Genomic DNA, 26,194 nt, shown 5'->3' with positions numbered 1-26,194 from the left:
GAAATGCAAAAGTTTATTGCATTTATGGAGAAATATTTAGTTCCAATCGCAGGTAGAATTGGGTCGCAGCGTCACTTAGTTGCGATCCGTGATGGATTTATCGCAGTTATGCCTCTTATCTTAGTTGGATCATTTGCAATACTTGTTAATAACTTACCAGTGGATGCATTCCAAAAATTTATGAAAGGTGCATTCGGTGACGTTTGGAAAGATATCGGCGGTGGTATGTGGGCAGGTTCCTTCGCTATACTCGCCCTCATAGTCGCAGTAGGGATAAGTTATAATTTAGCGAAATCTTACGGCGTTGACGCATTGTCAGCAGCAATTATTACATTCGGTGCATTAATTATTATTTCTCCGACAACGCCAAAAGAAGGCGGTATTGATTTAGCGTGGACAGGATCACAAGGTTTATTCGTTTCTATCATTGTAGCTCTTCTTGTAACAGAGGCATTTAGGTTCTTCGTTCAAAGAGATATTACAATTAAAATGCCAGATGGTGTTCCACCAGCAGTAATGAAATCATTCGCAGCGTTAGTTCCAGCATTCGTTATTTTAATCGTAACAGCAAGTATTCAATTAGCAGTGAAATTAGCAGGAACAAGTATTCATAAAATCGTATTTGAAACAATTCAAGTACCATTACAAGGTTTAGCAGGTACATTACCAAGTGCAATTATTGTAGCGTTACTTATTCATGTATTATGGTTCTTCGGATTACATGGTCCTAATATCGTTGGTGGTATTATTGACCCGATTTATTTACCAGCATTAGAAAAAAATATTAAATTATTTAACGATGGTATGTCTGCATATGATGTACCACATATTTTCACAAAACCATTCTTTGATGTATATGTGTACATCGGTGGATCAGGTGCAACATTAGCATTCCTAGTAGCGGTAATGCTTGTTGCAAAAAGTGCGCAGCTTCGCGGTGTGGGGCGCGTATCTATCGGTCCTGGTTTCTTCAACATTAACGAACCAGTTATTTTCGGTACACCAATTGTATTAAACCCAGCGTTAATCATTCCATTCGTACTTACACCAGTTGTATTAGTAATTACTTCTTATACAGCAATTTCTTTAGGATGGGTGCCAAAAACAGTTGCTTTAGTTCCATGGACAATGCCACCAATCTTTAGTGGTTATCTTGTAGCGGGCGGAAGCATCGCTGGTGCAGCATTACAAGTAGTAAACTTTGCAATCGCGGTAGTAATTTACTATCCATTCGTATTAATGTGTGACCGTACTTATGTACAGGCTGCAAAAGCTGAAACAAAAGGAAGCGACAATTCAGTATCACTTTAAAAAATATTATTCTGGCGAGTTCCTATAGCTCGTCAGAATAATTACCTTTATATCATGTTCAAAAAGATGAAAAACATCTATATGAACACTAAACTATCATTAATAAATTCATACTTTAATAGACATGTTCAAACTGAAGGGGTATTTAAATCGGTTGAACCTTATAGAGAGGGCGGTAATTATGATGACTACAGCAGAACAAATTCCATTCCAATTGATTTTAAATAGTGGTAACGCACGAAGCTTTGCGATGGAGGCACTTCAATTTGCCAAACAGGGGAAAATGGCAGAAGCAGATGAAGCGATGGTAAAGGCAAAAGAAGCGATTAATGAAGCGCATCATTTCCAAACAGAGCTCATACAATCAGAAGCAAGAGGAGAAAAAACAGAGGTTAGTGTTCTTTTAATTCACGCACAAGATCATTTAATGAATGCGATTACAGTGAAAGAATTAGCAGCAGAGTTTATCGATCTTTATAAAAAGCTTGAAGCGAAAGGGGAATAAAGCATGACTGGAATTAAAATTGCTACAATCGGCGGTGGATCTAGTTATACACCAGAGTTAATTGAAGGATTTATTAAGCGTTATGATGAGCTTCCTGTTCGTGAAATTTGGTTAGTAGATATTGAGGCAGGAAAAGAAAAGTTAGAAATCGTTGGTAACTTAGCGAAACGTATGGTGAAAAAATCAGGCTTACCAATCGAGGTACATTTAACACTTGATCGCCGTGAGGCATTAAAAGATGCTGACTTTGTAACAACACAACTTCGCGTTGGTTTATTAGAAGCACGTGCAAAAGATGAAGCAATTCCGTTAAAGTATGATGTAATCGGTCAGGAAACGAATGGTCCTGGTGGTTTATTCAAAGCGTTGAGAACGATTCCTGTTATTTTAGATATTTGTAAGGATATGGAGGAGCTCTGTCCAAATGCATGGTTAATTAACTTTGCAAATCCAGCTGGTATGGTAACAGAGGCAGTTCTTCGTTATACAAATATTCAAAGAGTAGTTGGTCTATGTAACGTTCCAATCGGAATTCGTATGGGTCTTGCAAGATTACTTGAAGTAGATGCGAGTCGTGTTCACGTTGATTTCGCAGGTTTAAATCATATGGTATACGGACTAGATGTATACTTAGATGGCGTAAGTGTAATGGACCGTGTGTTAGAGCTTGTGACAGATCCAGAAAAACAAATTACGATGGAAAATATCGCAGCGCTTAACTGGGAGCCAGACTTTATTCGCGGACTTCGTGCGATTCCATGTCCATACCATCGTTATTACTACAAAACACGTGAAATGTTAGAAGAAGAGAAAGAAGCTTCTGTTGAAAAAGGTACACGTGCAGAAGTAGTAAAACAATTAGAAAATGATTTATTTGAGTTATATAAAGACCCGAACTTAGATATTAAACCACCACAATTAGAAAAACGTGGCGGAGCTTATTATAGTGATGCAGCATGTAGCTTAATTACGTCTATTTACAATAATAAAGGTGATATCCAGCCTGTTAATACACGAAACAACGGAACAATTGCAAGCTTACCACATGATTCAGCTGTTGAAGTGAACTGTATTATTACGAAAGAAGGCCCCAAACCAATTGCAGTTGGAGACCTTCCAGTACCAGTTCGCGGTTTAGTACAACAAATTAAATCATTCGAGCGCACAACAATTGAAGCTGCTGTTACAGGGGATTATCATAAGGCGCTGCTTGCTATGACAATCAATCCACTTGTACCATCAGATAAAGTTGCAAAACAAATTTTAGATGAAATGTTGGAAGCACATAAAGAGTATCTTCCGCAGTTCTTTAAAAAGGTAGAGAAGTAAAAGCGGCGCTATTTAGCCCGCTTTTTTTATTCTATTAGGAGGTATTATGATGATTAAGTTAATTGTAAATGCAGATGATTTCGGTCTTACAGAAGGTACAAATTACGGCATTATTGATGGGCATATAAATGGACTTGTAAATTCAACGACGATGATGATGAATATGCCAGGAACAGAGCATGCGGTACGCTTAGCGAAAGAGTACAACCTACTCGGAGTAGGCGTACATCTCGTATTAACGGCAGGAGAACCACTGTTAAAGGATGTACCGTCACTCGTAGGGGAAAACGGATCGTTTCATAAACAAAGTGTTGTAAGGGAAGGGAATATAAATCCAGAAGAAGTTGAGAGAGAATGGACTGCTCAAATTGAGAAGTTTTTATCTTACGGATTAACACCAACTCATTTAGATAGTCATCATCATGTGCATGGTTTACCGATTTTACATGATGTTCTTAAGAGATTAGCGGCTAAATATAATGTTCCGATTCGTCGTTGTGAGGAAGATAGAGCGGTGCATCCATTTTCTGATGTGTTTTACAGTGACTTTTATGCGGATGGTGTGACGGAAGATTACTTTGTGAAGTTAAAAGAAAGAGTACAAGGTGAACAAACGGTAGAAATTATGGTTCATCCAGCATATATTGATCCAGAGCTTGTGAAGCGTTCTTCTTACGTAATGGATCGTGTGAAGGAATTGCGTATTTTAACAGAGAGTGAGTTGCCAGAAGGCATAGAGCTTGTGAAGTTTTAATAGAAAAAACGACGGCTACATCATGCCGTCGTTTTTTATTTATAAAATGGACAGAATATATCCGCCAAAGGCTCCCAGTATAACGATAACCCAAGGTGGTGTTTTCCAAAAAGCTAGTAAGCAAAAAAGAAGCGAAGCGAAAACGAAATCTGAAGCATTTATAACTGTACTCGTCCAAATAGGATCGTAAAAAGCGGCAATTAAAATACCAACAACTGCGGCGTTAACACCAAGTAGTGCGCCTTGTATGAATGATATTTTTCTCACACTGTTCCAAAATGGTAAAACACCAATAACGAGTAAGAAAGCAGGGAGGAAAATCGCAATTGTTGCGAGTGTTGCCCCAAGCGTCCCGTTTAATACTGCTCCTATATAAGAGGCGAATGTAAATAGTGGTCCTGGTACTGCTTGTGTTAATCCGTATCCAGCTAGGAACTGTTCTTTCGTCATCATTCCGTTTTGTACGAACTCACCTTCAAGAAGGGGCAGCACGACGTGTCCTCCTCCAAATACAAGTGCGCCAGAGCGATAGAAACTATCAAATAAAGCGATGTAATAAGAAAACGGTCTTAATATCGGTAGCAGCAGTAATAGTCCAAAGAATAAGACGAGACAAGAAACTGCTATCTTTTTTGAAATAGGTACTTTTATATTTTGTGATTGGCTAATTGGTTGGTTGCGATATAAAAACCAGCCGATAAAGCCACATATTATAATAAGGATGACTTGTGTCCAACTACTTGGCCATAATAAGGCAATTGCGGCAGTTACAATCGCAATCGTCGCACGGTTGCGATCTGGAGTTAACTTTCGCGCCATTCCCCATATGGCATGAGCGACAATAGCTACTGCTACAAGTTTTAGTCCATGAATCCAGCCAGCACTTCCAAGATCGAACTGATTAAGGAATGAGGCGAAGAAAACCAAAACAAGTACAGACGGTAAAGTGAATCCAATCCATGAAATAATAGCTCCTAATAGTCCGCCTCTTAATAATCCAACCCCCATACCGACTTGACTGCTGGCAGGACCAGGAAGGAATTGACATAGCGCTACTAAATCTCCATAGCTTCGTTCATCCATCCATTTTCTTTTTTGCACGTATTCGTGGTGAAAATAGCCGAGATGAGCGACAGGACCGCCGAATGAAGTAAGTCCTAATTTAAATGAGACGAGAAAAATCTCTAATAATGTGTGAAAGATGTGTTTGTTTTTTTTCAAAATAACCTCCTATAATGTTTTTCTATGTGCATTATACAAGAGACTTTCAATCTACAGGAACGATTTTAATGTAAAGATTTTGTGAATCTTTTCTTTGTAATTAAAATTGAAAAAGTCATAAATGATTATGTCTAAACCATAAAGTAGTAGAAGTAGTGCTGGGAAATTTATATAAGGAGAATGCCTTATGACAACACATTTCTTTGCCAGGTTAACAGGTAAGAGGGAAGTGCCTCCTGTAAATACAGAAGCTTTTGGGGTAGCAGAGTTTATTTTTAGTGATGATTTAACGAAATTGCATTACAGAGTAATACTAAAAAATATAGAAAAGGTTACATCGTGTCAAATTCATTTAGGGAAGTCTACTCAAATTGGTCCTGTTGTTTTATATTTGTATGGTCCACTGGAGCAAGGGATTAGTTTGAACGAGGGAAGTATTACTGGTGTAGTGAATGTAGAGGATTTTGAGGGACCTTTACAAGGGAAATCATTTGTACATTTACTTCAAGAAATTATTCAAGCAAATGTATATGTTAATGTTCATACGAAATCACAAAAAAGAGGAGAAATAAGAGGGCGAGTTAGAAAAGTAAAGAAGTAGAGGAAAAGGCTGTCCATATGTTGGAACAGCCTTTTCTCATTATATAAGGTGCTAGTTTTAGCGATTATTGTCGGTAAATCGATATGTTTTGAAAATCGCCGATATAACTCACGTTACGGTCGATATTTTTAAAAACGGCCTCAATTAATTTTTAACAGGCTGATTTTTAATAAAGAAGTCCATAACGTAAAATACTTCGTCATCAGGTATTTGTATTTCAAATGTATTTTCAATCGGTTGCAATGCTTTTTTTACTTTCATATACATCCAGTATTCATCTTGTCTTCTTTTCTCTTTATCAGGGTGAGGAAGAAGGCTTTCTCCTTTTTGAAGACGGTCAACCATACAGCTCATATGCAGAATAACCCCCATTAAGCTATCAGGAGTTAGCTGTAAGGAAATTAATTCTTGAATTGTATTTAATGCGTAACGAATTGTTTTAATCAGTAATGCCCCATCGTTACGCTGCATTTGTTGTTCAAGAATATCCGCCATTTTTGCATATGTTTCTTCATACGTAATTAATTCTTGAATGGGCTGAATCGCTGTGTAGTTTACGATGTCTTGGAAATGATATGTTAAGCACGGCACTTGCACATCGAAATTCGTGACGATACAAATGATATTACGCTCTTTTTTTATGTTCTCGATCATTTTCGTTAAATCTTTTTCATGGACGATACTAATCGGAATAATTTCAATTAAGTCTTTATCAAATCGTAAATAGTTCTCTAACATTTTTTGAATAGCTAAAGCACTTCCTTCACCAGTTAAACAAGCTGTTAAAATAACAGATTTCATTGGAGAGAGAGGTTTTTTCTTTTCTTCTTGTACGTTTAAGTAAAACGGTGTTAAATTTTTTACTGTTTCATACAGCGCATCTAATGAATAACCGAGCTGAGCTTTTCGAGCTGCTTCTAGTGCATGTGGTGTGCTCGTCATCGAGAGAACACGTACAGGGATTTTGAACTCCGTTTCTAATATGTCACCGATATAAGCAAGTGACCCCATATCGACAAGTAAGAGAAGCCCATTTACATTTTGTAGTGTTTTCATATACACTTTCACACGTTCCAAGAAATCTTTCGGTGATTCGTGTAACGGCATATCAATACCGGTTACTTCCTCAATGCCGAGAAGTTCGTTTGCAACGTTTGCCATTTCAGTTGCGATGCCATTACCGTGTGCTAATATTAATACTTTTACTTCTGTTTGTGAGGCAGGAATTGGATCAACAACGAAGAACATTGTTAAAAAGCCAGCTTCATCAATAGGCATTGTTATTTTTAATTCTTCCTCCAGTAGTTGAATGCATTGCATAGCTACGGAAAAAGCTTCTTTATATTTCGTACGAATTTGATTTAATTGTGGGTGATGTATTTGTTTTCCGCTTTGTAAACGTTGTAGAGTTGTCTGTACATGTAAACTTAAAGCAAGAAATACTTTTTCATCAAACGTCTTAGATAAATGCTTTTCAGCAAGTTCCGCTATTTTTTCACATACGGAAACGATATTACGATCCACAATTTTAAAAACATTTTCATGGCTTGTTTTTTTGGATATTTGGTTAAAATATTGTACGAAAAAGCTTTGAACATCATTTTCTATTAGTAATTCTAATTCTTCCTCTTCAATACCACGTGCTTGAAGTTCTTCGTATTTATAGTCAATATAATCGTAAATAGAAGAGCGTTTTTCATCTTCTGTTTTATGATTACTCCAACCTTCCTCACCTGTAAATACAAATGTTTCATTTGGTATTTGGTATAAGTGACGGCTCTTCCTTTCAATGAACAACCCTTCTTTCATATACCAAGGTAAATCTGTACTTGAAACATAGACAGAATCACGTTTCTTTGTGACCAAATCAGAATAGGCTTTCGCACAGGCAATTTGAACATCTGTTTTTAATTGACCGATGTTATTGGGACAATTGTAAAAGACGAAAGCACGCATTGCATTTGGGCTAACGTGAATGTCTTTTCGCAGACGAATTGCTTCATTTGTGAAAAATAGCTGTAGTAAAGCAAAGCGCTCTTTATGTGTACGCTCACGAAGTGGTGGCAGCGTAACAGTCATCGGTATACGTCTTGTAAATGTTTTTAATAAAAATGAATTTGGTTCTTCTGTTGTTGCAGTAATGATTAATACTTGTGCTTTACGTTCGTTCTCTGTTTCTCCAAGGCGGCGGTATACTCCGCGGTCAATAAAGGTGAAAAGCATTTCTTGTCCCTCTGGAGGCAGGCGATGTACTTCATCTAAGAAAAGAATTCCTTCATGTGCTTTTTCAATTAACCCTTTTTGATCACTTGCTCCTGTATAAGCTCCTTTTTTAATCCCAAATAATTGCCCGAGTAGTAACTGTGGATTATTTGCATAATCAGCACAGTTAAAGACGATAAATGGTGCATCTTTGGGAAGCTGTTCAACTTCAATTGCATATTCGTGCATTAAAGAAGCAAACATAGACTTTCCGACCCCTGTTTCTCCCAGTAGTAAAGTATGCATACCGTTTGGAGGATAGAGAATAGAAGCTTTCGCTTTTTCAATTGCAATTTTAAGGCTCGTATTTTCAATTGCAAATGTATCCAATGAAGTTATGTCTTTTGAATGCGTTTCCACCGAAGTGTTCGTTTCTATGTAAAAACGAACAGGTCGCGTATTTGTTTTTAATAAACGTTTATCTTTTACAAGTTTGTTTAAATCGCTACTTACATTGGCACGATCTAGTTGCAGAAATGTAGCGAGTTCTGATGCGGTTACACCTTCTGTATAATTGCCTTTTTGTATTGCGTTAAAAATGAGATCTATTCGTTTCATTTCTATTCACCTCGAAACTTCATCACTATTTAAAATTTTACACAAAAATGGGAAGGGTGGGAAGAGAAAAATAAAACAGCTTTAGCATATAGGCACTAAAGCTGTTACAATCTTGTGTCTTTCCAAAAATTTACCTTGAGATGAGAAGAAGGATTATAGGGAAGAAGTTTGTATCCTTGTGACTGTAAATAATCAATTACTTTTGGCAGTATTTGTACGGTTACACTCGAATCATGCATTAAAATGACTTCGACTTGTTCATCACTTTGATTACGTACTCTTTCGAGTATGGCAGAAGGGTTGTCATAGCTTTTCCAGTCGTATGTATCGATCGTCCAATCCCACATTTTATACTGGGCCGATACAAGTGCGTCACGGTAATTCTTTTTTAAGTAAGGCATACTACCATATGGAACGCGAACGAGATGTGTATTTAATTTCGTAACTTGCTGGACAATGCTTTGTGTTTGCTCCATTTCTGCAATTAAAGTGGAAGGGTCACCAGTGTAAAGGCGTTTTACATCATGTGACATACTGTGAAGTCCGATATAATGTCCGTCTTTAATTAATCGTTGCATTGTCTTTTTATAATGTGGTACTTTTCCACCAATAACAAAGAAAGTTGCTTTTCCGTTCTTTTCTTTTAAGATGTTTAAAATTTGTGTAGTATATTTGTTTGGTCCGTCATCAAATGTTAAGTACGCAATTTTTTGTGTAGGAGAAGTTGTTCCAGTATTTGGATGATATTCAGCAGGAATAATAGTTGTTGCTTCAGTATTAGATGATACGTACATAGTAATCGTTAAAAATAAAATAATACATTGAAATACTCGCTTGATCATAACATTCACCCTCAGTTTGACAATCAAGATGTAAAAAAGAAAACTTGATACTTTTCTTATTATGTATATCTTTCTCCAATAGAGGAACTCTCAAACAATCTATATTTTGGAAATATAAAATGAGAATAAAAAATAGCATCCTCTTATAAGAAAGAGGATGCTATTTGAATATTTCATAATTGAAAAGGCTATACTACAATTAGTCTTCGCGTTTTTTCACTTTTTTATAAAAGGAAATGATTGGTTTGTAGCGTTCATGTACAAGCCCGATTATTTCAGCAATGATTTCTGTGAAGAAAATCAAAGCGAAAAGAAGAATAATGGATAACCATAACGTTGCAGTAGTGAAAATAATGGCATTTACACTAAAGAAAATACCGAATGCGTATATAATTAGTACCGTTTTGCGATGAGAGAATCCCATTGCAAGTAAGCGGTGATGTAAATGCGATTTATCTGGTGCTGAAATAGGTTTTTTATTTACGATACGACGGATGATTGCAAATATCGTATCAAATATAGGTACACCTAAAATGATAATTGGAACGATAAAACTGAATAACGTTACACTTTTGTATAATCCAAGTAACGATATAACAGAAATACAGTATCCTAAAAATAGTGCTCCTGTATCTCCCATGAAAATTTTTGCTGGATGGAAGTTGTAGAATAAAAATCCAATTGTACTTGCTAATATAATTAATGCGAGTGGCAAGATAATAGCTGTTCCAGTACCCCATGGGCTAGTAAAGGCCATATATGCTAGCGTTGCAAGTACGATAGATGAAATCCCAGCAGATAATCCATCTAAGCCGTCAATTAAGTTGATTGCATTCGTAATACCTACAAGCCAAAATACTGTAATTGGATAAGCAAGCCATCCAAGTTCAGTATCCCCAAAGAATGGGATATATAATACTTGCACTAATAATCCACTTTTTACAATCATAATGGCAACTAACAGTTGTCCACCGAATTTTACTCTCGCAGATAACTCGTACATATCATCTAAAATTCCGATGATTACAATGATAATTGCACCTAGCGTTATCGATAACATTCTTTGCTCATATAAGCCGCCGACAACAAATCCTACAGCTACACCAATAAATATTGCTAACCCGCCAAGACGTGGCATAATCTTTTGGTGCACTTTACGTGCGTTTGGCTTATCTGTCGCTCCTATTTTAAAAGCTAATTTAATAACTAAAGGAGTAACGACAAGTACAGTGATGAAAGATGCCAAAATGGCATAAATCACTTGTGAGTCCATTAATACCCCACCCTTTATAGTCTAACGTAATTTTTTTTTTGAAAATATATTTATCTGAAAATTATGATGTTTATTTACAGGCTCATAACATATGGTATCACAAAAAGATTAGAATTCAATCTTTTTTTCTTTTTACGGTTAATGGAAGCGAATAGAATATATGACAATTGTATATAGAATGTTGAATCATATGAGAAGGTTAATCGTACTGAACCTTGGAATGTGACATTTCCTCTTTTTCTTCGATAGTGAATACTTTTATTTCAGTATTATAAGTGTTGCACGTAGAAATAAGTAAGTCTCGTGTTAAAATGTGGGAATTTATCACGCGTGAACTGGCAGCCTCATTTTTACTAATTAAGTTTTACTTTATAGTACATTTAATTTTACAAAAACTTTAAAAAAAGTAAGGGAAGTAATTCATATAATGAAGAAGGAAAAGGGTTTTCACATTTTTAATATGAGAGGGGGAAGCGCAGGGAGAGTTCTATATTTCATATCTTTTCTATTGTAAATTCCTGTGCGAAAAGGAAATGAAAATTACGATAGTAGGTACTGGATATGTTGGATTGATTACAGGAGTGGGATTGGCAAAATTAGGGTATTCAGTTACATGTTTTGATATAGATGATGAAAAAATTGAACGGATAAAACAAGGGGATTTACCTATTTATGAGGTTAGATTACATGAATTAATAAATTATGCATATGAGAATAATGCTTTAATTTTTACATCAAATAAAGAAGAGGCATTTGATGATGTAGAGTTTATATTTATTGCAGTTGGAACACCACCTTTATTAGATGGGACGGCAGATTTAACGTATATTCAGAGTGCTTGTAACGATATTGGATTATATGCGACGAACGATATTATTGTTGTTACGAAAAGTACAGTTCCAGTAGGTACAAATGATGTAATGAAGGGATGGATTGAGGAGAAGTTAAAAGGGAGGCATACAGTACATATCGTATCGAATCCAGAGTTTTTGCGTGAAGGTTCAGGTATTTATGATTTCTTTCATGGAGATCGTATTGTAATTGGAGCGGATAGTGAGGAAGTAGCAAGAAGAGTAGAGAGTTTGTATAGTGAATTATGTTTAGAAACGTATGTTACAGATATTAAAAGTGCAGAGATGATTAAATACGCGTCGAATGCCTTTTTAGCTACAAAGATTAGTTTCATTAATGAAATTTCAAATATATGTGAGAAGGTAGGCGCGAATGTATTAGATGTTGCCAAAGGGATGGGAATGGATAAGAGAATTGGCGCATCTTTTTTAAATGCGGGCATTGGCTACGGAGGGTCGTGTTTTCCGAAAGATACGAAAGCGCTGGTGCAAATTGCGGGAAATGTTGCTCATGATTTTCGTTTGTTAAAAGCGGTTATTGAAGTAAATAATAAGCAACAGCTGCTATTGATTGAAAAAGCGAAAAAAGTTATGAACATGAGTAAAAAGCGGATTGCAGTTCTTGGCGCATCCTTTAAACCGAATACGGATGATATTAGAGAGGCATCATCTCTTATTATAATAGAAGCATTACTTAATATAGGTGCAGAAATTGTTCTTTACGACCCAAAAGCAATTCAATATGTGAAAAATATATTTGGAGATGCTATACAATATAGTAGATGTATAGATGAATCGATTAGAGATGCGAGTGCGGTTTTTATCGTAACAGAATGGGAAGATATTCAAACTTATCCGTTAGAAAAGTACGTACAACTTATGAGGGAGCCTATTTTATTTGATGGGAGAAATTGTTATACTGATGAAGATGTTAAGAAACAAAAGATAGATTATTACTCGGTAGGAAGAAAAAGTATTTGTAATAGAAAAGTTTCTGTTATGCGTTAAAAAGGGATGTACTCATGCATATTTTTATATGTCATAATAGAAGCTGTAATTAGTGAAAGAAAAGAGGCAATCACATGACTGAACGTTTAAAAGTAATGACAATTTTCGGGACACGTCCAGAAGCAATTAAAATGGCACCTCTTGTATTAGAGTTGCAAAAACAACCAGAAAAAATTGAATCGATTGTGACTGTAACAGCACAGCATCGCCAAATGTTAGATCAAGTATTAAGTATCTTTGGAATTACGCCAGATTTCGATTTAAATATCATGAAAGACCGCCAAACTTTAATTGATGTTACAACGCGTGGTTTAGAAGGTTTGGATAAAGTAATGAAAGAAGCGAAGCCGGATATTGTACTTGTACATGGTGATACAACAACAACATTTATTGCAAGCTTAGCTGCTTTTTATAATCAAATTCCAGTAGGTCATGTTGAGGCGGGCCTTCGTACGTGGGATAAGTATTCTCCATACCCAGAAGAGATGAATCGTCAATTAACAGGTGTAATGGCGGATCTTCATTTCTCACCAACAGCAAAATCAGCAACGAACTTACAGAAGGAAAATAAAGATGAGTCACGTATTTTCATCACAGGAAATACAGCGATTGACGCGCTACAAACGACTGTAAAAGAAACATATAGTCATCCTGTACTAGAGAAACTTGGAAATGATCGTCTTGTACTTATGACAGCTCACCGCCGTGAAAACTTAGGTGAACCGATGCGTAATATGTTCCGTGCAATTAAGCGTCTTGTTGACAAACATGAAGATGTACAAGTTGTGTACCCTGTTCATATGAACCCTGTTGTTCGTGAAATAGCAAATGAAATTTTAGGTGAACATAACCGTATTCATTTAATTGAGCCGCTAGATGTAATTGATTTCCACAATGTTGCAGCTCGTTCATACTTAATGTTAACGGATTCTGGTGGTGTACAAGAAGAAGCTCCATCCCTTGGTGTACCAGTTCTTGTTCTTCGTGATACAACAGAGCGCCCTGAAGGTATTGAAGCAGGTACGCTGAAATTAGCAGGAACAGACGAAGAGACAATCTTTGGTCTTGCTGATGAGCTGTTATCAGATAAAGAAGCTCATGATAAGATGGCGAAAGCATCTAACCCTTACGGTGATGGTCGTGCATCAGAGCGTATTGTAGAAGCAATTTTACAGCACTTTAATAAGTAAATAAAAAAGGCCCAATCGAATAGATTGGGCCTTTTTGTTACGGCTGATTGCGCATAATCCACTCTGCATGAGCATTTGTAGAAGGTGGCGGATCAGTTGGTGTTTTATTTTTGTTTGTTGCTTTTTTTGTTTGTTCGTTAGAATTAGAACTTGAATTTGAATCAGGATTTGAGTTGTTTTTTGTAGTTAGGTTTTTTGCTTTTTCTCCTAATTCTTTTTCAATTTCGTTACGCACCGTTTCTACACTGATTGGATCTGGAAGGAAGTAATAAATACCGCCTATCTTTTTGTCTTCGCCTTCAAGCTTTAACGTTTGCATTGTAGAAGGATCAAATCCAGAAAGTTTATTGTAAAGAGCAAGTCCGTCTGAAATAGGGATGTCGGTTTTTATATATTTTCCAACGACAGCTGTTAAATCTTTAATTTTAAATACAGTAGAGGTGGAGTTTAGTTTATGAGCAACAGCGGCCAGTAATTGTCTTTGTCTAGCAGCTCGACCATAATCGCCATTTGGATCTTGCTTTCGCATACGGACGTAAGCAAGTGCTTCTTCACCGTTTAAGTTTTGCTGTCCTTGCTTAAATTGAATTTTTTTGTAGTAATCCACGTCAGAGCGCTCCCAGAAATCGAAGGGTACGTCAACGGTAACGCCGCCAACAGCATCAACGATACCTTTAAAGCCTTGGAAATCAATTTTCAGATAATGGTCTACAGGAACTTTTAGAAAGCCTTCGACAGTTTTGATTGCCATTTCTTCTCCGCCGTAAGCATGGGCAGCGTTAATTTTGTCTTCCTTATTTTTGCCAACAATTTTAACTCGAGAATCACGAGGAATACTCATAAGTGAAATCTTTTGCGTTTTTGGATTGACTGTTGCAAACATTAATGAGTCTGTACGACCATTTTGACCATCTGTCGCATAATCTTCTATACCCATAATGAGAATTGTAAAAGGTTCTTTTGTAATTTCTACATCTTTGTTTCTTAAATCTGATTTTTCACGAGTAAAACCACTATACATCCCCATAAGAGAAGAGTAAGAATTTAACACATAAACTCCTATGCTGCCAAATAAAAATGCGAAAATAAGGAAGAAGAAAAGTTTCCTTCTTCGCTTCTTTTTTATTCTGCTATTTTGGAGATGATAATAACGTTCTTCCATATATAATCTCCTTAGTTCGTTAGTTCATTTGTAGGGAAGTAATTCACTACATTAATCTTTGAAGGTGATAAATGGGTTATGCTTAGATAACATCTTGTTCTAAGTACAACATATCTCCTTCTGTAATTGTACATTTCCCGTTTGTTAATTCAATCATCCAATCTGTAAATGCTTGTTTGCCGTCTTCTTCTACATACGTATCAAATGTGACATTTTCTAGATAATGAATATCTTTAATGGCATATTTTGAATTGCGTAATTCATTTTCCACTTTGCCAAGTAATGTGTAATCAATCTCGGTTTGCATCACACGCATTAGTTTTCGCTGGACAACACCGACATGATTAATGCCTTCGCTTGTACACTTTCCATATGCACGAATTAATCCACCTGCACCAAGTTTAATGCCACCAAAATAGCGTGTTACGACAACGACGGTATCTTTTAGTCCACGTTTTTTAAGTACTTCCAGCATTGGTACGCCAGCTGTACCGCTAGGCTCGCCGTCGTCATTTGCTTTTTGAATATGATCTTGTTCGCCAATTAAATAAGCGGAACAATTATGTGTTGCATTCCAATGTTGTTTTTTTATTTTTTGTATAAATTTTTGAGCCCCTTCCTCAGTCGTTGCTCGGCTAATATAACAAATAAATCTTGATTTTTGAATGACGATTTCGTGTTCGCCGTAGTCTTTGATTGTTAAATATTGTAATAGCACTTGTGTACGCCCCTATCTATCAAAATGACTAGTACTTTCCATTTTAAAAGCGAGCCTTTTTATATTCAAACATTTTTTCTAAATATGCTGAAGTTTTTGGTGAGTATTTTATCTTTTTGTTGTAATTTGTCGAGATGGTAGGTATAATTTCAACCGGCATTTTCATGTATGGATGCACCATTTGTAGTTTTCGTGTAAAATTAGGAAATAAAACTTTTTATAAGGCAGGTACGAAAATGAAAATAGCTATTGTTACTGATAGTACGGCATATATACCGAAGCAAATTCGTGATGAACTCAATATATATATGATTCCATTAAACGTTGTGTTTGGAACAGAATCTTATCAAGAAGAAGCTGAAATTTCAGCAGATGATTTTTATGTGAAAGTACGTGAACAAGAGGAACTTCCAAAAACTTCTCAACCAGCAATCGGAAAGTTTGTTGAGCTATATGAAGAACTAGCTAAAGATTATGATGCAGTTATTAGTATTCACCTATCAAGTGGAATTAGTGGTACATATCAAACATCAACGACAGCTGGACAGATGGTAGAGGGTATTGATGTATACACGTATGACTCTGAAATTAGTTGTGAAGTACAAGGATTTTATGTGCGTGAAGGTGCAAAGTTAGCAAGTGAAGGAAAGAACCCAAAAGAGATTATCGCTCGTTTTGATGAAATGAAGAAAACGATGGACGCCTATTTTGTAGTTGATGATTTACATCATTTACAACGTGGTGGTCGATTGAATAGCGCGCAAGCTTTCATCGGCAGTCTGTTACAAGTGAAGCCAGTTTTATATTTTAGAGATAAAATCATTATTCCGTTTGAAAAGATTCGTACACGTAAAAAAGCATTAAAACGTATCATTGAAATTTTTGATGAGCAAGCAAGTAAAGGTGTACCTATGGAAGCAGTTATCATTCATGCACAACGTGAAGAAGAAGCGAATGAATGGAAGAAAGAATTAGAAGCAAAATATCCTCACGTCACAATTCGTACAGGTTATTTTGGAGCTGTAATTGGTACGCACTTAGGTGAAGGTGCATTAGGTCTTGGATGGTATACGAAGTAATAAAGATATAAAAAGCTCTCTTTTTAAGAGGGTTTTTTTACGGGTATGTTACGTTTAGTTGACAAGTTAATATTTGGAAATGGTAAAATGTACGTAAAATAAAATAATGAGGAAAGTTTTATAACTTACTTTTTACAAGAAACTATATTATAATAGAAGAGAGGTGAAACATATGGAGCATAATTCTTGTTTATGTCCAAAGTTTGAGTCAGCTTTTACTCTGCTTAGTAAGAAGTGGACTGGCTTAATTATTAAATCTTTGCTTGAAGAGTCGAAACGTTTTAGAGAAATCGCAGATATTATCCCAAATATGAGCGATCGTATGTTGTCAGAGCGTTTAAAGGAATTGGAAAGCGAGGGCATTGTAGTTCGTAATGTCTATCCAGAAGTACCAGTTCGAATCGAGTATGGCTTAACTGACAAGGGAAAAGCGTTAGAAAGTGTTATGGATGAGGTCCAAAATTGGGCTGAGAAATGGATGAAGTAGTATTTCATTTGTATTCGTATTCGTATATTTAATAAAACGTAAGGGATTCCTTACGTTTTTTCTTTGTTTATAGAAGTGAGAAAAGTATATAAATTTCTACACATACATACAAAAATATACGCATTTTGCGCTAGAGCTACATATAATATTACATTTGTTTTACAAAAACGTAACATTAGCAAAAAAAATCCCGAATTATGGTATAAATTTTATAGGTTATATACGGAAAAAGAAAAAAGAAAGCGGTGTAAAAAATAAAATGAAAAAGCTAAAAATGGCATCTTGTGCATTAGTTGCAGGATTAATGTTTTCTGGGCTAACACCAAATGTATTTGCAGAAGATAAAATTTCTGACGTGAAATCACAAATTAACACACAAAATGACACTTTACATAAACAACAACAAGAACGTGATGAATTACAAAAGCAAATGAATGACTTAAACAAAACAATTCAAGGTTTAGATAAATCTGTTCAAGAGAATGCTGCAAAGCTTGATGAAACAATGAAAAAAGTTTCTGATACTGAGCAATTAATTGAAAAGAAAAATAAAGATATTGCAGAATTACAAACAAAGATTGCAAAACGTGAAGAGCTATTAAGAAAGCGTTTAGTTGCACTTCAAGAACAACCAAATACGAACGTTGTAACAGAAGTTCTTGTAAACTCTAAAAACGTTGCAGATTTAGTTGATCGTTTAACTTCTGTTTCTAAAATTCTTGAGTCTGATGAAGATATCATGAAAACACAACAAGAAGACCAAGCTAGTGTGAAAAAAGATGTTGCAACGGTAAAAGAGAAACAAAAAGAATTAAAAGAAGCACAAGCTCAAATTGAAACTGCTAAGAAAGAACTTGACGCTGAAAAAGAGAAAAAAGCAACAGCAGTAAACGATTTAAGCGGTAAAATGGATACAGTTGTAACTTCAATGACAAGTACGGAAGGTCAATTGAAAGAGCTTGAGAAACAAGCACTGCAATTACAACGCATTGCAGAAGAAGAAGCACAAGCAAAAGCTGCACAAGAAGCTGCTGCTCAAAAACAAGCAGAGCAAGCTGCTAAAGCTGCGCAAGCTCAGCCAGCACAAGCACCTGCAGAGCAAGCTGCACCAGCAAACAATGGTGGACAAGCTCAAAAAGAAGAGCCTAAAAAAGAAGAACCAAAAAAAGAAGAGCCTAAGAAAGAAGCACCTAAACAAGAAGAGAAAAAGGCAGCTCCAAATGTGGGTGGCGTAATTGGTAAAGCACAAAGCTACTTAGGTTTACCATATGTTTGGGGAAGTGCATCCCCATCAAACGGTGGTTTTGATTGTAGTGGATTCATTTCTTACATCTTTGGTGTAGGTCGTCAAGACGTTAGGGGTTACTGGAACTCAGTTTCTAAAGTAGATAGCCCACAACCAGGAGACTTAGTATTCTTCCAAGGTACTTATAAAGCAGGTCCATCTCACATTGGTATTTATGTTGGTAATGGCCAAATGATTCATGCTAGTGATAAAGGAATTGCGTACGGTGATATTAACAGTTCGTATAACCAAAAACATTTCTTAGGATACGGTCGATTCTAGGATTTATAAAAGAATAAAAAACGTGTATAAAGTCGATAGCTTACTATTTTATAAGTAGGTTATCGGCTTTTTTGAGTTTTTACGAGATGATGAGAAAGGTTTATAGTAGTGCTGGAGGTGATTGTTGATGGTAGCGGGGAAACAGTTGCTATTAGAAGAACTTTCTTCAGATTTACAGAGGAAATTAAACGATTTGAAAAAGAAGGGAGAGATTGTATGTGTACAAGGTGTAAAAAAGAAGAATTCTAAATATATGTGCCAACGCTGTGGAAATGTAGATCGGCGGCTATTTGCGTCGTTTTTATGTAAAAGGTGCAGTAAAGTGTGCACATATTGCCGGAAGTGTATAACGATGGGGAGAGTAAGTGAATGTGCTGTACTTGTTCGCGGGATTGCTGAAAGAAAGAGAGAAAAGAATTCAAATTTGTTACAGTGGAACGGGACGTTGTCTACTGGCCAGAATTTGGCGGCGCAAGGAGTTATAGAGGCTATTAAGCAAAAAGAATCATTTTTTATTTGGGCTGTATGCGGGGCTGGGAAAACAGAGATGTTGTTTTACGGTATTAACGAAGCGCTTCAAAAAGGAGAAAGAGTTTGTATCGCAACGCCAAGAACGGATGTTGTTTTGGAATTAGCACCGAGATTACAAGAAGTATTTCCATATATAAAGGTAGCGGCTTTATATGGAGGGAGTGTAGATAAAGAAAAAGATGCAGTATTAGTCGTTGCGACCACGCATCAATTATTACGTTATTATAGGGCGTTTCATGTCATAGTTGTAGATGAGATAGATGCTTTTCCATATTGTGCAGATCAAATGTTACAGTACGCGGTAAAACAAGCGATGAAAGAAAAAGCGGCGCGTATTTATTTAACTGCGACTCCAGATGAAACGTGGAAGCGAAAATTTAGAAAAGGTGAACAAAAAGGTGTTATTGTTTCTGGACGATATCACCGTCATCCGTTGCCAGTTCCTCTATTTTGCTGGTGCGGAAATTGGAAGAAAAGCCTCAACCGTGAAAGAATTCCTCGAGTTTTACTACAATGGTTAAAGATGCACTTAAACAAAAAGTATCCTGTTTTTTTATTCGTTCCCCATGTACGATATATAGAAGAAATAAGCTCGTTATTGAAATCATTGCATAATAAAGTTGAAGGGGTACATGCAGAAGATCCGATGAGAAAAGAGAAAGTCGCAGCGTTCAGAAAGGGAGAAATCCCATTATTAGTTACAACGACAATTTTAGAGCGAGGCGTAACGGTGAAAAATTTGCAAGTTGCAGTTTTAGGGGCGGAAGAAGAAATATTTTCAGAAAGTGCGCTCGTACAAATTGCGGGCCGAGCAGGGCGGAGCTTTGAAGCACCGTATGGAGAGGTCATTTATTTTCACTATGGCAAGACAGAGGCGATGGTGCGCGCGAAAAAACATATTCAAGGTATGAATAAAAATGCGAAAGAACAAGGATTGATCGATTAATGCATTGTTTACTTTGTGATGAGTGTTTTGTAGAAAAGGTTAGTTGGTACACTTTTTTTGTAAAGTGTCATAGAAAATATATATGTGATAGATGTGAGCAGAAACTTTCCTATATTATAGGAGAAATTTGCATGGAGTGCGGGCGACCTTTAGAATTTGTTCCTGCCTCATTTCAAGAAGACGGTATTTGTATAGATTGTATAAGGTGGATGAAAGAGGAGAAGTATCGTTCTTTTAAAAACCGTTCGTTATATATGTATGATGATGAGATGAAAGAAATAGTAGCGCAGTTTAAGTTTCGGGGGGATGCAGAGTTAGTGCACATTTTTTATCGTCCTTTTCGAAGTTTATTTCAAAAGTGTTTTGCCAATGTTTCAACTGTTATCGCTGTTCCGCTTAGTAAGGAAAGGGAAGTTGAACGTGGTTTTAATCAAGCTGAGTTATTAGCAACTTGTTTGCCTGTCAAAATTTCTTATCCATCATTAAGAAGAAGGGAAACAGAAAAGCAAAGTAAGAAGACACGTAAAGAAAGGGTGTCAGGAAGCAATCCTTTTTATTTTCAGGGAGAAGAGATGTTTTCTGGGCAACATATTTTACTCGTTGATGACGTGTATACGACAGGGATTACAGTTAGGCAAATCGGAAGTTTGTTATATGAAAGAGGGGCAAGGGAAGTATCTAGTTTGACACTTTGTAGAAGTTAATATGACAGTGTCGAAAGGGATAATAAAAAGGCGATAAGTCTTCTTTGACTTCATATGTTGTCATTCGTTATAGTCAAAATATGGGGCGAATGCCCTGATTTTTAGAGTGAAGGGAATGGAATGAACATGCAAGGAAGAGTGAAATGGTTCAATGCAGAAAAGGGATTTGGGTTTATTGAGCGTGAAGATGGTGACGATGTATTTGTCCATTTTTCTGCTATTCAACAAGATGGGTATAAGTCATTGGAAGAAGGGCAACAAGTAGAGTTTGACATTGTAGATGGAGCACGTGGGCCACAAGCAGCTAATGTTGTGAAACTGTAGGGTATATTGTTTTGGGAAGAGAAAGCTGCGTTTGTGGCAACGTTATATATATGTAGTAGAACCTCTTGTTTTTCGCAAGGGGTTTTTGTTATAGGGTAAGTTGTCAAAAAGTTGTTTCTTTTCTGTAACGAATTGTCCACAGAAATATTCGTTATTCACGATGTTAATAGGATAAAATAAAGATAGAAACGATGCATCTTTTCATTTCAACAAAAAACGATAAAAAAATCGCAATTCCACTAATTTTTTTAAAAAAGTTAGAAGGAGTTTTTAAGCCAATGTCGAAATTATAGTACATAGGCTTGAAAGGAGGAATTCATCTATGAAATTCAACATTCGTGGTGAAAATATTGAAGTAACTCCAGCATTAAAGGAATATGTAGAGAAAAAACTAAGTAAGTTAGAGCGTTATTTTGATACATTCCCAGAGATTAAAGTTAATTTAAAAGTATACTCTGACAAGCAACGTGTCGAGGTAACAATTCCATTTACTGATTTATTACTTCGTGCAGAAGAAACTAATAGCGATATGTACGCTGCTATCGATTTAGTAGTTGATAAAATTGAGCGACAAATTCGTAAACATAAAACAAAAGTAAATCGTAAGTTACGTGAGAAAGGTTCTATAAAAACGAACTTTATCCTTCCGGAAGCAGTAGCTGTTTTGGATGAGGTAGAAGAAGATGAATTAGAACTTGTACGTACAAAACGATTCGATTTAAAACCGATGGACGTTGAAGAGGCAATCCTACAAATGGATATGCTAGGACATAATTTCTTCGTCTTCACAAATGCTGATACAAACGAAACTAATGTTGTATATGGCCGTAAAGATGGGAAATACGGTTTAATCGAAACTAAATAATAATTCGAAAGCGCAGCCAAATGAGGCTGCGCTTTTTTTGCTGAAAATAGATTTTTAAAAAACTTTTCTTAATTTAGAACGAGACAATCGGCCGATTGTTGTCATAGTTATAAGACAAGTGTTACAATTATCATTAGGTATATACATTTTAGTTTTTTTAATTAGGAGAAAAATTGGCATAACATACATTTGATTTTTATAACGACTGATTGTAATAGAGAAAAAGAAAAACAATCGGAAGTTTTATTTTAATAAAAAGAGGAGCGTATTTCCTATGATCGGTATTTTAAAAAAGGTGTTTGATGTAAATCAACGCCAAATTAAACGTATGCAAAAGACAGTTGAGCAAATTGATGCATTAGAGTCATCTATTAAGCCACTAACTGATGAACAATTAAAAGGAAAGACGCTTGAATTTAAAGAACGTCTAACAAAAGGTGAAACAGTAGATGATTTACTACCTGAAGCTTTTGCAGTTGTTCGCGAAGCGGCAACTCGTGTTCTTGGAATGCGTCCATATGGCGTACAGTTAATGGGTGGTATTGCCTTACATGAAGGGAATATTTCTGAGATGAAAACGGGTGAAGGTAAAACGTTAACATCTACATTACCTGTATATTTAAATGCTTTAACAGGAAAAGGTGTTCACGTTGTTACAGTCAATGAATATTTAGCACAACGTGATGCGAGCGAAATGGGACAACTTCATGAGTTCCTTGGCTTAACGGTAGGAATTAACTTAAATAGTATGTCACGCGAAGAGAAACAAGAGGCTTATGCTGCTGATATTACGTATAGCACAAATAATGAGCTTGGATTCGATTACTTACGTGATAACATGGTTTTATATAAAGAGCAGTGCGTTCAACGTCCACTTCACTTTGCTATTATCGATGAAGTCGATTCTATTTTAGTCGATGAAGCACGTACGCCGCTTATTATTTCAGGACAAGCTCAAAAATCAACAGAGCTATACATGTTTGCAAATGCATTTGTTCGTACGTTAGAAAATGAAAAAGATTATTCATTTGATGTGAAAACGAAAAATGTAATGCTAACAGAAGATGGTATTACGAAAGCAGAGAAAGCTTTCCATATTGAAAACTTATTCGATTTAAAACATGTAGCACTTCTTCACCATATTAATCAGGGGCTTCGTGCACACGTTGTTATGCATCGTGATACAGATTATGTTGTACAAGAAGGCGAAATCGTAATTGTAGACCAATTCACTGGTCGTCTTATGAAAGGTCGTCGTTATAGCGAAGGATTACACCAAGCGATTGAAGCAAAAGAAGGTGTAGAAATTCAAAATGAAAGCATGACGCTTGCAACAATTACATTCCAGAACTACTTCCGTATGTATGAAAAATTATCTGGTATGACTGGTACAGCGAAAACAGAGGAAGAGGAATTCCGTAACATTTACAATATGAACGTTATTGTAATTCCGACAAACAAACCGATTATTCGTGATGATCGTGCCGATTTAATCTTTAAATCAATGGAAGGTAAGTTCAATGCTGTTGTTGAGGATATTGTAAATCGTCATAAAAAAGGACAACCTGTTCTTGTAGGTACAGTTGCAATTGAAACTTCAGAGCTTATTTCAAAAATGTTAACGCGTAAAGGTGTACGTCATAACATCTTAAATGCGAAAAACCATGCTCGTGAAGCAGATATCATTGCAGAGGCTGGTATGAAAGGTGCTGTAACAATCGCGACGAACATGGCAGGTCGTGGTACAGATATTAAGCTTGGAGACGATGTGAAAAACGTTGGTTTAGCAGTTATCGGTACAGAGCGTCACGAAAGTCGTCGTATTGATAATCAGTTACGTGGTCGTGCTGGTCGTCAAGGGGACCCTGGTGTTACGCAATTCTACTTATCGATGGAAGATGAATTAATGCGCCGATTTGGTTCAGATAATATGAAAGCAATGATGGACCGCCTTGGTATGGATGATTCTCAGCCGATTGAAAGTAAAATGGTTTCTCGTGCGGTAGAATCTGCACAAAAACGTGTTGAAGGAAATAACTATGATGCACGTAAGCAGTTACTGCAATATGATGATGTACTTCGTCAGCAACGTGAAGTTATTTACAAACAGCGTCAAGAGGTAATGGAGTCTGACAACTTACGCGGCATTATTGAAGGTATGATGAAATCTACAGTAGAACGTGCTGTTGCTCTTCATACACAAGAGGAAATTGAAGAAGATTGGAACATTAAAGGTCTTGTTGACTACTTAAATACAAACCTTCTTCAAGACGGAGATGTAAAAGAAGAAGAATTACGTCGCCTTGCTCCTGAGGAAATGAGCGAGCCAATTATTGCGAAATTAATTGAGCGATACAATGAAAAAGAAAAGCTTATGCCAGAAGAGCAAATGCGTGAGTTTGAGAAGGTTGTTGTATTCCGCGTTGTAGATACGAAATGGACAGAGCATATTGATGCGATGGATCACCTTCGTGAAGGTATTCATTTACGTGCTTACGGTCAAATCGATCCACTTCGTGAGTACCAAATGGAAGGATTCGCGATGTTCGAGTCAATGGTTGCTTCTATTGAAGAGGAAATTTCTCGTTACATTATGAAAGCTGAAATTGAACAAAACTTAGAACGTCAAGAAGTTGTTCAAGGTGAAGCTGTTCATCCTTCTAGCGATGGTGAAGAAGCAAAGAAAAAGCCAGTTGTAAAAGGTGACCAAGTGGGCCGCAACGATTTATGTAAATGTGGTAGCGGTAAAAAATATAAAAACTGCTGTGGTATCGTTCAGTAATATAGGACGGTAGCTTAGGCTGTTTTGCAAACTTTTATATCAAAAATGTATAATTAAGAAGGATTAAACTCTCTCCGTAATAAGTGGAGAGAGTTTCCCTTGTTTTCATACGAAAGTAACAGCAATTACATAGAGGTGAAGGAAATGGAATTAGTAGAAATTAGACAGGAATTAGAGAAAATGGCTAAGCGATTAGCGGCTTTTAGGGGGTCTCTTTGACCTCCCTACTAAGGAGAAACAAATTGCAGAATTAGAAGAGAAAATGATGGGCGCAGGATTTTGGGATGACCAACAAGGCGCACAAGCTGTAATTAATGAAGCGAATGCGTTAAAAGATATGGTTGGAAAGTTCCGTCAGTTAGATGAGACGTTCGAAAATTTAGAAATCACGCATGAGCTTTTAAAAGAAGAGTATGATGAAGATTTACATGAGGAATTAGAATCAGAAGTAAAAGGCTTAATTCAAGAAATGAATGAGTATGAGCTTCAGTTACTATTAAGTGATCCTTATGATAAAAATAATGCGATTTTAGAATTACATCCAGGTGCAGGTGGGACTGAGTCACAAGACTGGGGTTCTATGCTATTACGTATGTACACACGCTGGGCTGAAAAACGCGGATTCAAAGTAGAAACGGTTGACTATTTACCAGGTGATGAAGCTGGTATTAAGAGTGTAACTTTATTAATTAAAGGTCATAACGCTTACGGTTACTTAAAAGCAGAGAAAGGTGTACATCGTCTTGTACGTATTTCACCATTCGATTCTTCAGGGCGTCGTCATACATCATTCGTATCTTGTGAAGTTGTACCAGAGTTCAATGATGAAGTTGAAATCGAAGTACGTACAGAAGATTTAAAAATTGATACGTACCGAGCAAGTGGAGCTGGTGGACAGCACGTAAATACGACAGATTCAGCAGTTCGTATTACACATACACCGACAAATACGGTTGTAACATGTCAGTCGGAGCGTTCTCAAATTAAAAACCGTGAGCATGCGATGAAAATGTTAAAAGCGAAATTATATCAAAAGAAACTAGAAGAGCAACAAGCAGAATTAGATGAAATTCGCGGAGAGCAAAAAGAAATCGGATGGGGTAGCCAAATCCGTTCTTACGTATTCCACCCGTATTCTCTTGTAAAAGACCATCGTACAAATACGGAGGTTGGTAACGTACAAGCTGTTATGGATGGAGAGATTGATCCATTTATTGATGCTTACTTACGTTCTCGCATCTAATAAGCGAAAAAAAGCCAACGAAATTGTTGGCGCATGCTGAGGACAATAGAGGATATAAAGAATTTGATTTTATTTTTATAG

Annotated in this window: 22 protein-coding genes; 16 read left to right on the top strand and 6 right to left on the bottom strand. The window is 36.4% G+C overall.

Going from position 1 to position 26,194, the window contains the following annotated elements:
• Positions 1-3: 3 nt before the first annotated feature.
• The 4 genes from celB (at position 4) to chbG (ending at position 3,899) form a co-directional block, all read left to right on the top strand.
• Positions 4-1,311 (top strand): PTS cellobiose transporter subunit IIC, encoded by a 1,308-nt coding sequence (celB, locus tag GBN91_RS15060; protein WP_149214742.1) that lies wholly within the window; start codon positions 4-6, stop codon positions 1,309-1,311.
• 181 nt (positions 1,312-1,492) lie between these two features.
• On the top strand, positions 1,493-1,816 hold the full coding sequence (locus GBN91_RS15055) for a PTS lactose/cellobiose transporter subunit IIA (RefSeq protein ID WP_000989055.1): 324 nt from the start codon (positions 1,493-1,495) through the stop codon (positions 1,814-1,816).
• A 3-nt stretch (positions 1,817-1,819) separates the two neighbouring features.
• Positions 1,820-3,145 (top strand): 6-phospho-beta-glucosidase, encoded by a 1,326-nt coding sequence (gene celF / locus GBN91_RS15050; protein ID WP_000145762.1) that lies wholly within the window; start codon positions 1,820-1,822, stop codon positions 3,143-3,145.
• A gap of 49 nt (positions 3,146-3,194) precedes the next feature.
• Positions 3,195-3,899: a chitin disaccharide deacetylase gene (gene chbG / locus GBN91_RS15045; RefSeq protein ID WP_016123775.1), complete on the top strand. Its 705-nt coding sequence runs from the start codon at positions 3,195-3,197 to the stop codon at positions 3,897-3,899.
• 39 nt (positions 3,900-3,938) lie between these two features.
• Here chbG and GBN91_RS15040 read toward each other — a convergent pair whose 3' ends face one another.
• Positions 3,939-5,120, bottom strand: coding sequence for a chromate transporter (locus tag GBN91_RS15040; protein WP_000739648.1), 1,182 nt, complete (start codon positions 5,118-5,120; stop codon positions 3,939-3,941).
• Positions 5,121-5,307: 187 nt separating this feature from the next.
• On the opposite strand from GBN91_RS15040, the gene exsM reads away from it, so the two are divergent.
• Complete coding sequence (gene exsM / locus GBN91_RS15035) at positions 5,308-5,721, top strand: exosporium regulatory protein ExsM (RefSeq protein ID WP_000207046.1); 414 nt, start codon at positions 5,308-5,310, stop codon at positions 5,719-5,721.
• Positions 5,722-5,865: 144 nt separating this feature from the next.
• On the opposite strand, the gene GBN91_RS15030 is transcribed toward exsM, so the two are convergent.
• From GBN91_RS15030 to GBN91_RS15020, 3 genes are all read right to left on the bottom strand, one after another.
• Positions 5,866-8,541, bottom strand: a complete 2,676-nt coding sequence (locus GBN91_RS15030; RefSeq protein WP_152121672.1) for a sigma-54-dependent transcriptional regulator — start codon at positions 8,539-8,541, stop codon at positions 5,866-5,868.
• Between the two features lie 104 nt (positions 8,542-8,645).
• Positions 8,646-9,383, bottom strand: a complete 738-nt coding sequence (locus tag GBN91_RS15025; RefSeq protein WP_000597148.1) for a polysaccharide deacetylase family protein — start codon at positions 9,381-9,383, stop codon at positions 8,646-8,648.
• 199 nt (positions 9,384-9,582) lie between these two features.
• Positions 9,583-10,656: a glycosyltransferase family 4 protein gene (locus tag GBN91_RS15020; RefSeq protein ID WP_006917642.1), complete on the bottom strand. Its 1,074-nt coding sequence runs from the start codon at positions 10,654-10,656 to the stop codon at positions 9,583-9,585.
• A gap of 533 nt (positions 10,657-11,189) precedes the next feature.
• Here GBN91_RS15020 and GBN91_RS15015 point away from each other — a divergent pair.
• Together GBN91_RS15015 and wecB are read left to right on the top strand one after the other, a co-directional pair.
• On the top strand, positions 11,190-12,515 hold the full coding sequence (locus tag GBN91_RS15015) for a UDP-glucose dehydrogenase family protein (RefSeq protein WP_006917643.1): 1,326 nt from the start codon (positions 11,190-11,192) through the stop codon (positions 12,513-12,515).
• 74 nt (positions 12,516-12,589) lie between these two features.
• Positions 12,590-13,705 carry a non-hydrolyzing UDP-N-acetylglucosamine 2-epimerase gene (gene wecB / locus GBN91_RS15010; protein WP_137074688.1) on the top strand — a complete coding sequence of 372 codons (1,116 nt, stop codon included), beginning with the start codon at positions 12,590-12,592 and terminating at the stop codon, positions 13,703-13,705.
• A gap of 37 nt (positions 13,706-13,742) precedes the next feature.
• Here the strand turns inward: wecB and GBN91_RS15005 are convergent, their stop codons facing one another.
• Both GBN91_RS15005 and GBN91_RS15000 read right to left on the bottom strand, forming a co-directional pair.
• Positions 13,743-14,867, bottom strand: coding sequence for an LCP family protein (locus GBN91_RS15005; protein WP_152121670.1), 1,125 nt, complete (start codon positions 14,865-14,867; stop codon positions 13,743-13,745).
• Positions 14,868-14,949: 82 nt separating this feature from the next.
• The gene (locus GBN91_RS15000; RefSeq protein WP_152121668.1) at positions 14,950-15,585 is read right to left on the bottom strand and encodes a YigZ family protein; all 636 of its coding nucleotides are present in this window, start codon (positions 15,583-15,585) and stop codon (positions 14,950-14,952) included.
• Between the two features lie 236 nt (positions 15,586-15,821).
• Here GBN91_RS15000 and GBN91_RS14995 point away from each other — a divergent pair, with 236 nt between their 5' ends.
• From GBN91_RS14995 to prfB, 9 genes are all read left to right on the top strand, one after another.
• Positions 15,822-16,664, top strand: coding sequence for a DegV family protein (locus tag GBN91_RS14995; RefSeq protein WP_000684725.1), 843 nt, complete (start codon positions 15,822-15,824; stop codon positions 16,662-16,664).
• Positions 16,665-16,836: 172 nt separating this feature from the next.
• Positions 16,837-17,151 carry a winged helix-turn-helix transcriptional regulator gene (locus GBN91_RS14990; protein WP_000400857.1) on the top strand — a complete coding sequence of 105 codons (315 nt, stop codon included), beginning with the start codon at positions 16,837-16,839 and terminating at the stop codon, positions 17,149-17,151.
• 154 nt (positions 17,152-17,305) lie between these two features.
• Positions 17,306-18,718, top strand: coding sequence for a C40 family peptidase (locus tag GBN91_RS14985; protein ID WP_044306533.1), 1,413 nt, complete (start codon positions 17,306-17,308; stop codon positions 18,716-18,718).
• A 127-nt stretch (positions 18,719-18,845) separates the two neighbouring features.
• Positions 18,846-20,195, top strand: coding sequence for an ATP-dependent helicase ComFA (comFA, locus tag GBN91_RS14980; RefSeq protein ID WP_048534568.1), 1,350 nt, complete (start codon positions 18,846-18,848; stop codon positions 20,193-20,195).
• Entirely contained in the window at positions 20,195-20,899 is a 705-nt protein-coding gene (locus tag GBN91_RS14975) for a ComF family protein (RefSeq protein WP_033666421.1), read from the top strand. The genes comFA and GBN91_RS14975 overlap by 1 nt, the downstream gene beginning before the upstream one ends.
• Before the next feature lie 126 nt (positions 20,900-21,025).
• Positions 21,026-21,223 (top strand): cold shock protein CspC, encoded by a 198-nt coding sequence (cspC, locus tag GBN91_RS14970; RefSeq protein WP_001990088.1) that lies wholly within the window; start codon positions 21,026-21,028, stop codon positions 21,221-21,223.
• Positions 21,224-21,545: 322 nt separating this feature from the next.
• The gene (gene hpf, locus GBN91_RS14965; protein WP_000671185.1) at positions 21,546-22,088 is read left to right on the top strand and encodes a ribosome hibernation-promoting factor, HPF/YfiA family; all 543 of its coding nucleotides are present in this window, start codon (positions 21,546-21,548) and stop codon (positions 22,086-22,088) included.
• Positions 22,089-22,362: 274 nt separating this feature from the next.
• Entirely contained in the window at positions 22,363-24,870 is a 2,508-nt protein-coding gene (gene secA, locus GBN91_RS14960; RefSeq protein WP_000579387.1) for a preprotein translocase subunit SecA, read from the top strand.
• 144 nt (positions 24,871-25,014) lie between these two features.
• Positions 25,015-26,113, top strand: a protein-coding gene (gene prfB, locus GBN91_RS14955) for a peptide chain release factor 2 (RefSeq protein WP_096001716.1) whose coding sequence is annotated in 2 segments (ribosomal slippage) — positions 25,015-25,086 and positions 25,088-26,113 — 1,098 coding nt in all. Because the reading frame shifts where the segments join, the coding sequence is not laid out codon by codon here.
• Positions 26,114-26,194: the final 81 nt, after the last annotated feature.

Origin of the sequence: Bacillus sp. B1-WWTP-T-0.5-Post-4 (assembly GCF_009183795.1) — a bacterium.
In the GTDB taxonomy this organism is placed as follows: Bacteria; Bacillota; Bacilli; order Bacillales; family Bacillaceae_G; genus Bacillus_A; species Bacillus_A cereus.
Note: the sequence above shows the minus strand (reverse complement) of the source record. Positions and strands in the feature narration are given on the sequence as shown.

Coding starts and splice junctions, on each gene's coding strand:
- GBN91_RS15030 (WP_152121672.1), bottom strand. CDS start 8,541: ATGAAACGAATAGATCTCATTTTTAACGCAATACAAAAAGGCAATTAT.
- GBN91_RS15015 (WP_006917643.1), top strand. CDS start 11,190: ATGAAAATTACGATAGTAGGTACTGGATATGTTGGATTGATTACAGGA.
- GBN91_RS14975 (WP_033666421.1), top strand. CDS start 20,195: ATGCATTGTTTACTTTGTGATGAGTGTTTTGTAGAAAAGGTTAGTTGG.
- comFA (WP_048534568.1), top strand. CDS start 18,846: ATGGTAGCGGGGAAACAGTTGCTATTAGAAGAACTTTCTTCAGATTTA.
- secA (WP_000579387.1), top strand. CDS start 22,363: ATGATCGGTATTTTAAAAAAGGTGTTTGATGTAAATCAACGCCAAATT.
- wecB (WP_137074688.1), top strand. CDS start 12,590: ATGACTGAACGTTTAAAAGTAATGACAATTTTCGGGACACGTCCAGAA.
- GBN91_RS15025 (WP_000597148.1), bottom strand. CDS start 9,383: ATGATCAAGCGAGTATTTCAATGTATTATTTTATTTTTAACGATTACT.
- cspC (WP_001990088.1), top strand. CDS start 21,026: ATGCAAGGAAGAGTGAAATGGTTCAATGCAGAAAAGGGATTTGGGTTT.
- GBN91_RS15005 (WP_152121670.1), bottom strand. CDS start 14,867: ATGGAAGAACGTTATTATCATCTCCAAAATAGCAGAATAAAAAAGAAG.
- hpf (WP_000671185.1), top strand. CDS start 21,546: ATGAAATTCAACATTCGTGGTGAAAATATTGAAGTAACTCCAGCATTA.
- chbG (WP_016123775.1), top strand. CDS start 3,195: ATGATTAAGTTAATTGTAAATGCAGATGATTTCGGTCTTACAGAAGGT.
- GBN91_RS14990 (WP_000400857.1), top strand. CDS start 16,837: ATGGAGCATAATTCTTGTTTATGTCCAAAGTTTGAGTCAGCTTTTACT.
- GBN91_RS14995 (WP_000684725.1), top strand. CDS start 15,822: ATGAAAATAGCTATTGTTACTGATAGTACGGCATATATACCGAAGCAA.
- GBN91_RS15055 (WP_000989055.1), top strand. CDS start 1,493: ATGATGACTACAGCAGAACAAATTCCATTCCAATTGATTTTAAATAGT.
- celF (WP_000145762.1), top strand. CDS start 1,820: ATGACTGGAATTAAAATTGCTACAATCGGCGGTGGATCTAGTTATACA.
- exsM (WP_000207046.1), top strand. CDS start 5,308: ATGACAACACATTTCTTTGCCAGGTTAACAGGTAAGAGGGAAGTGCCT.
- GBN91_RS15020 (WP_006917642.1), bottom strand. CDS start 10,656: ATGGACTCACAAGTGATTTATGCCATTTTGGCATCTTTCATCACTGTA.
- celB (WP_149214742.1), top strand. CDS start 4: ATGCAAAAGTTTATTGCATTTATGGAGAAATATTTAGTTCCAATCGCA.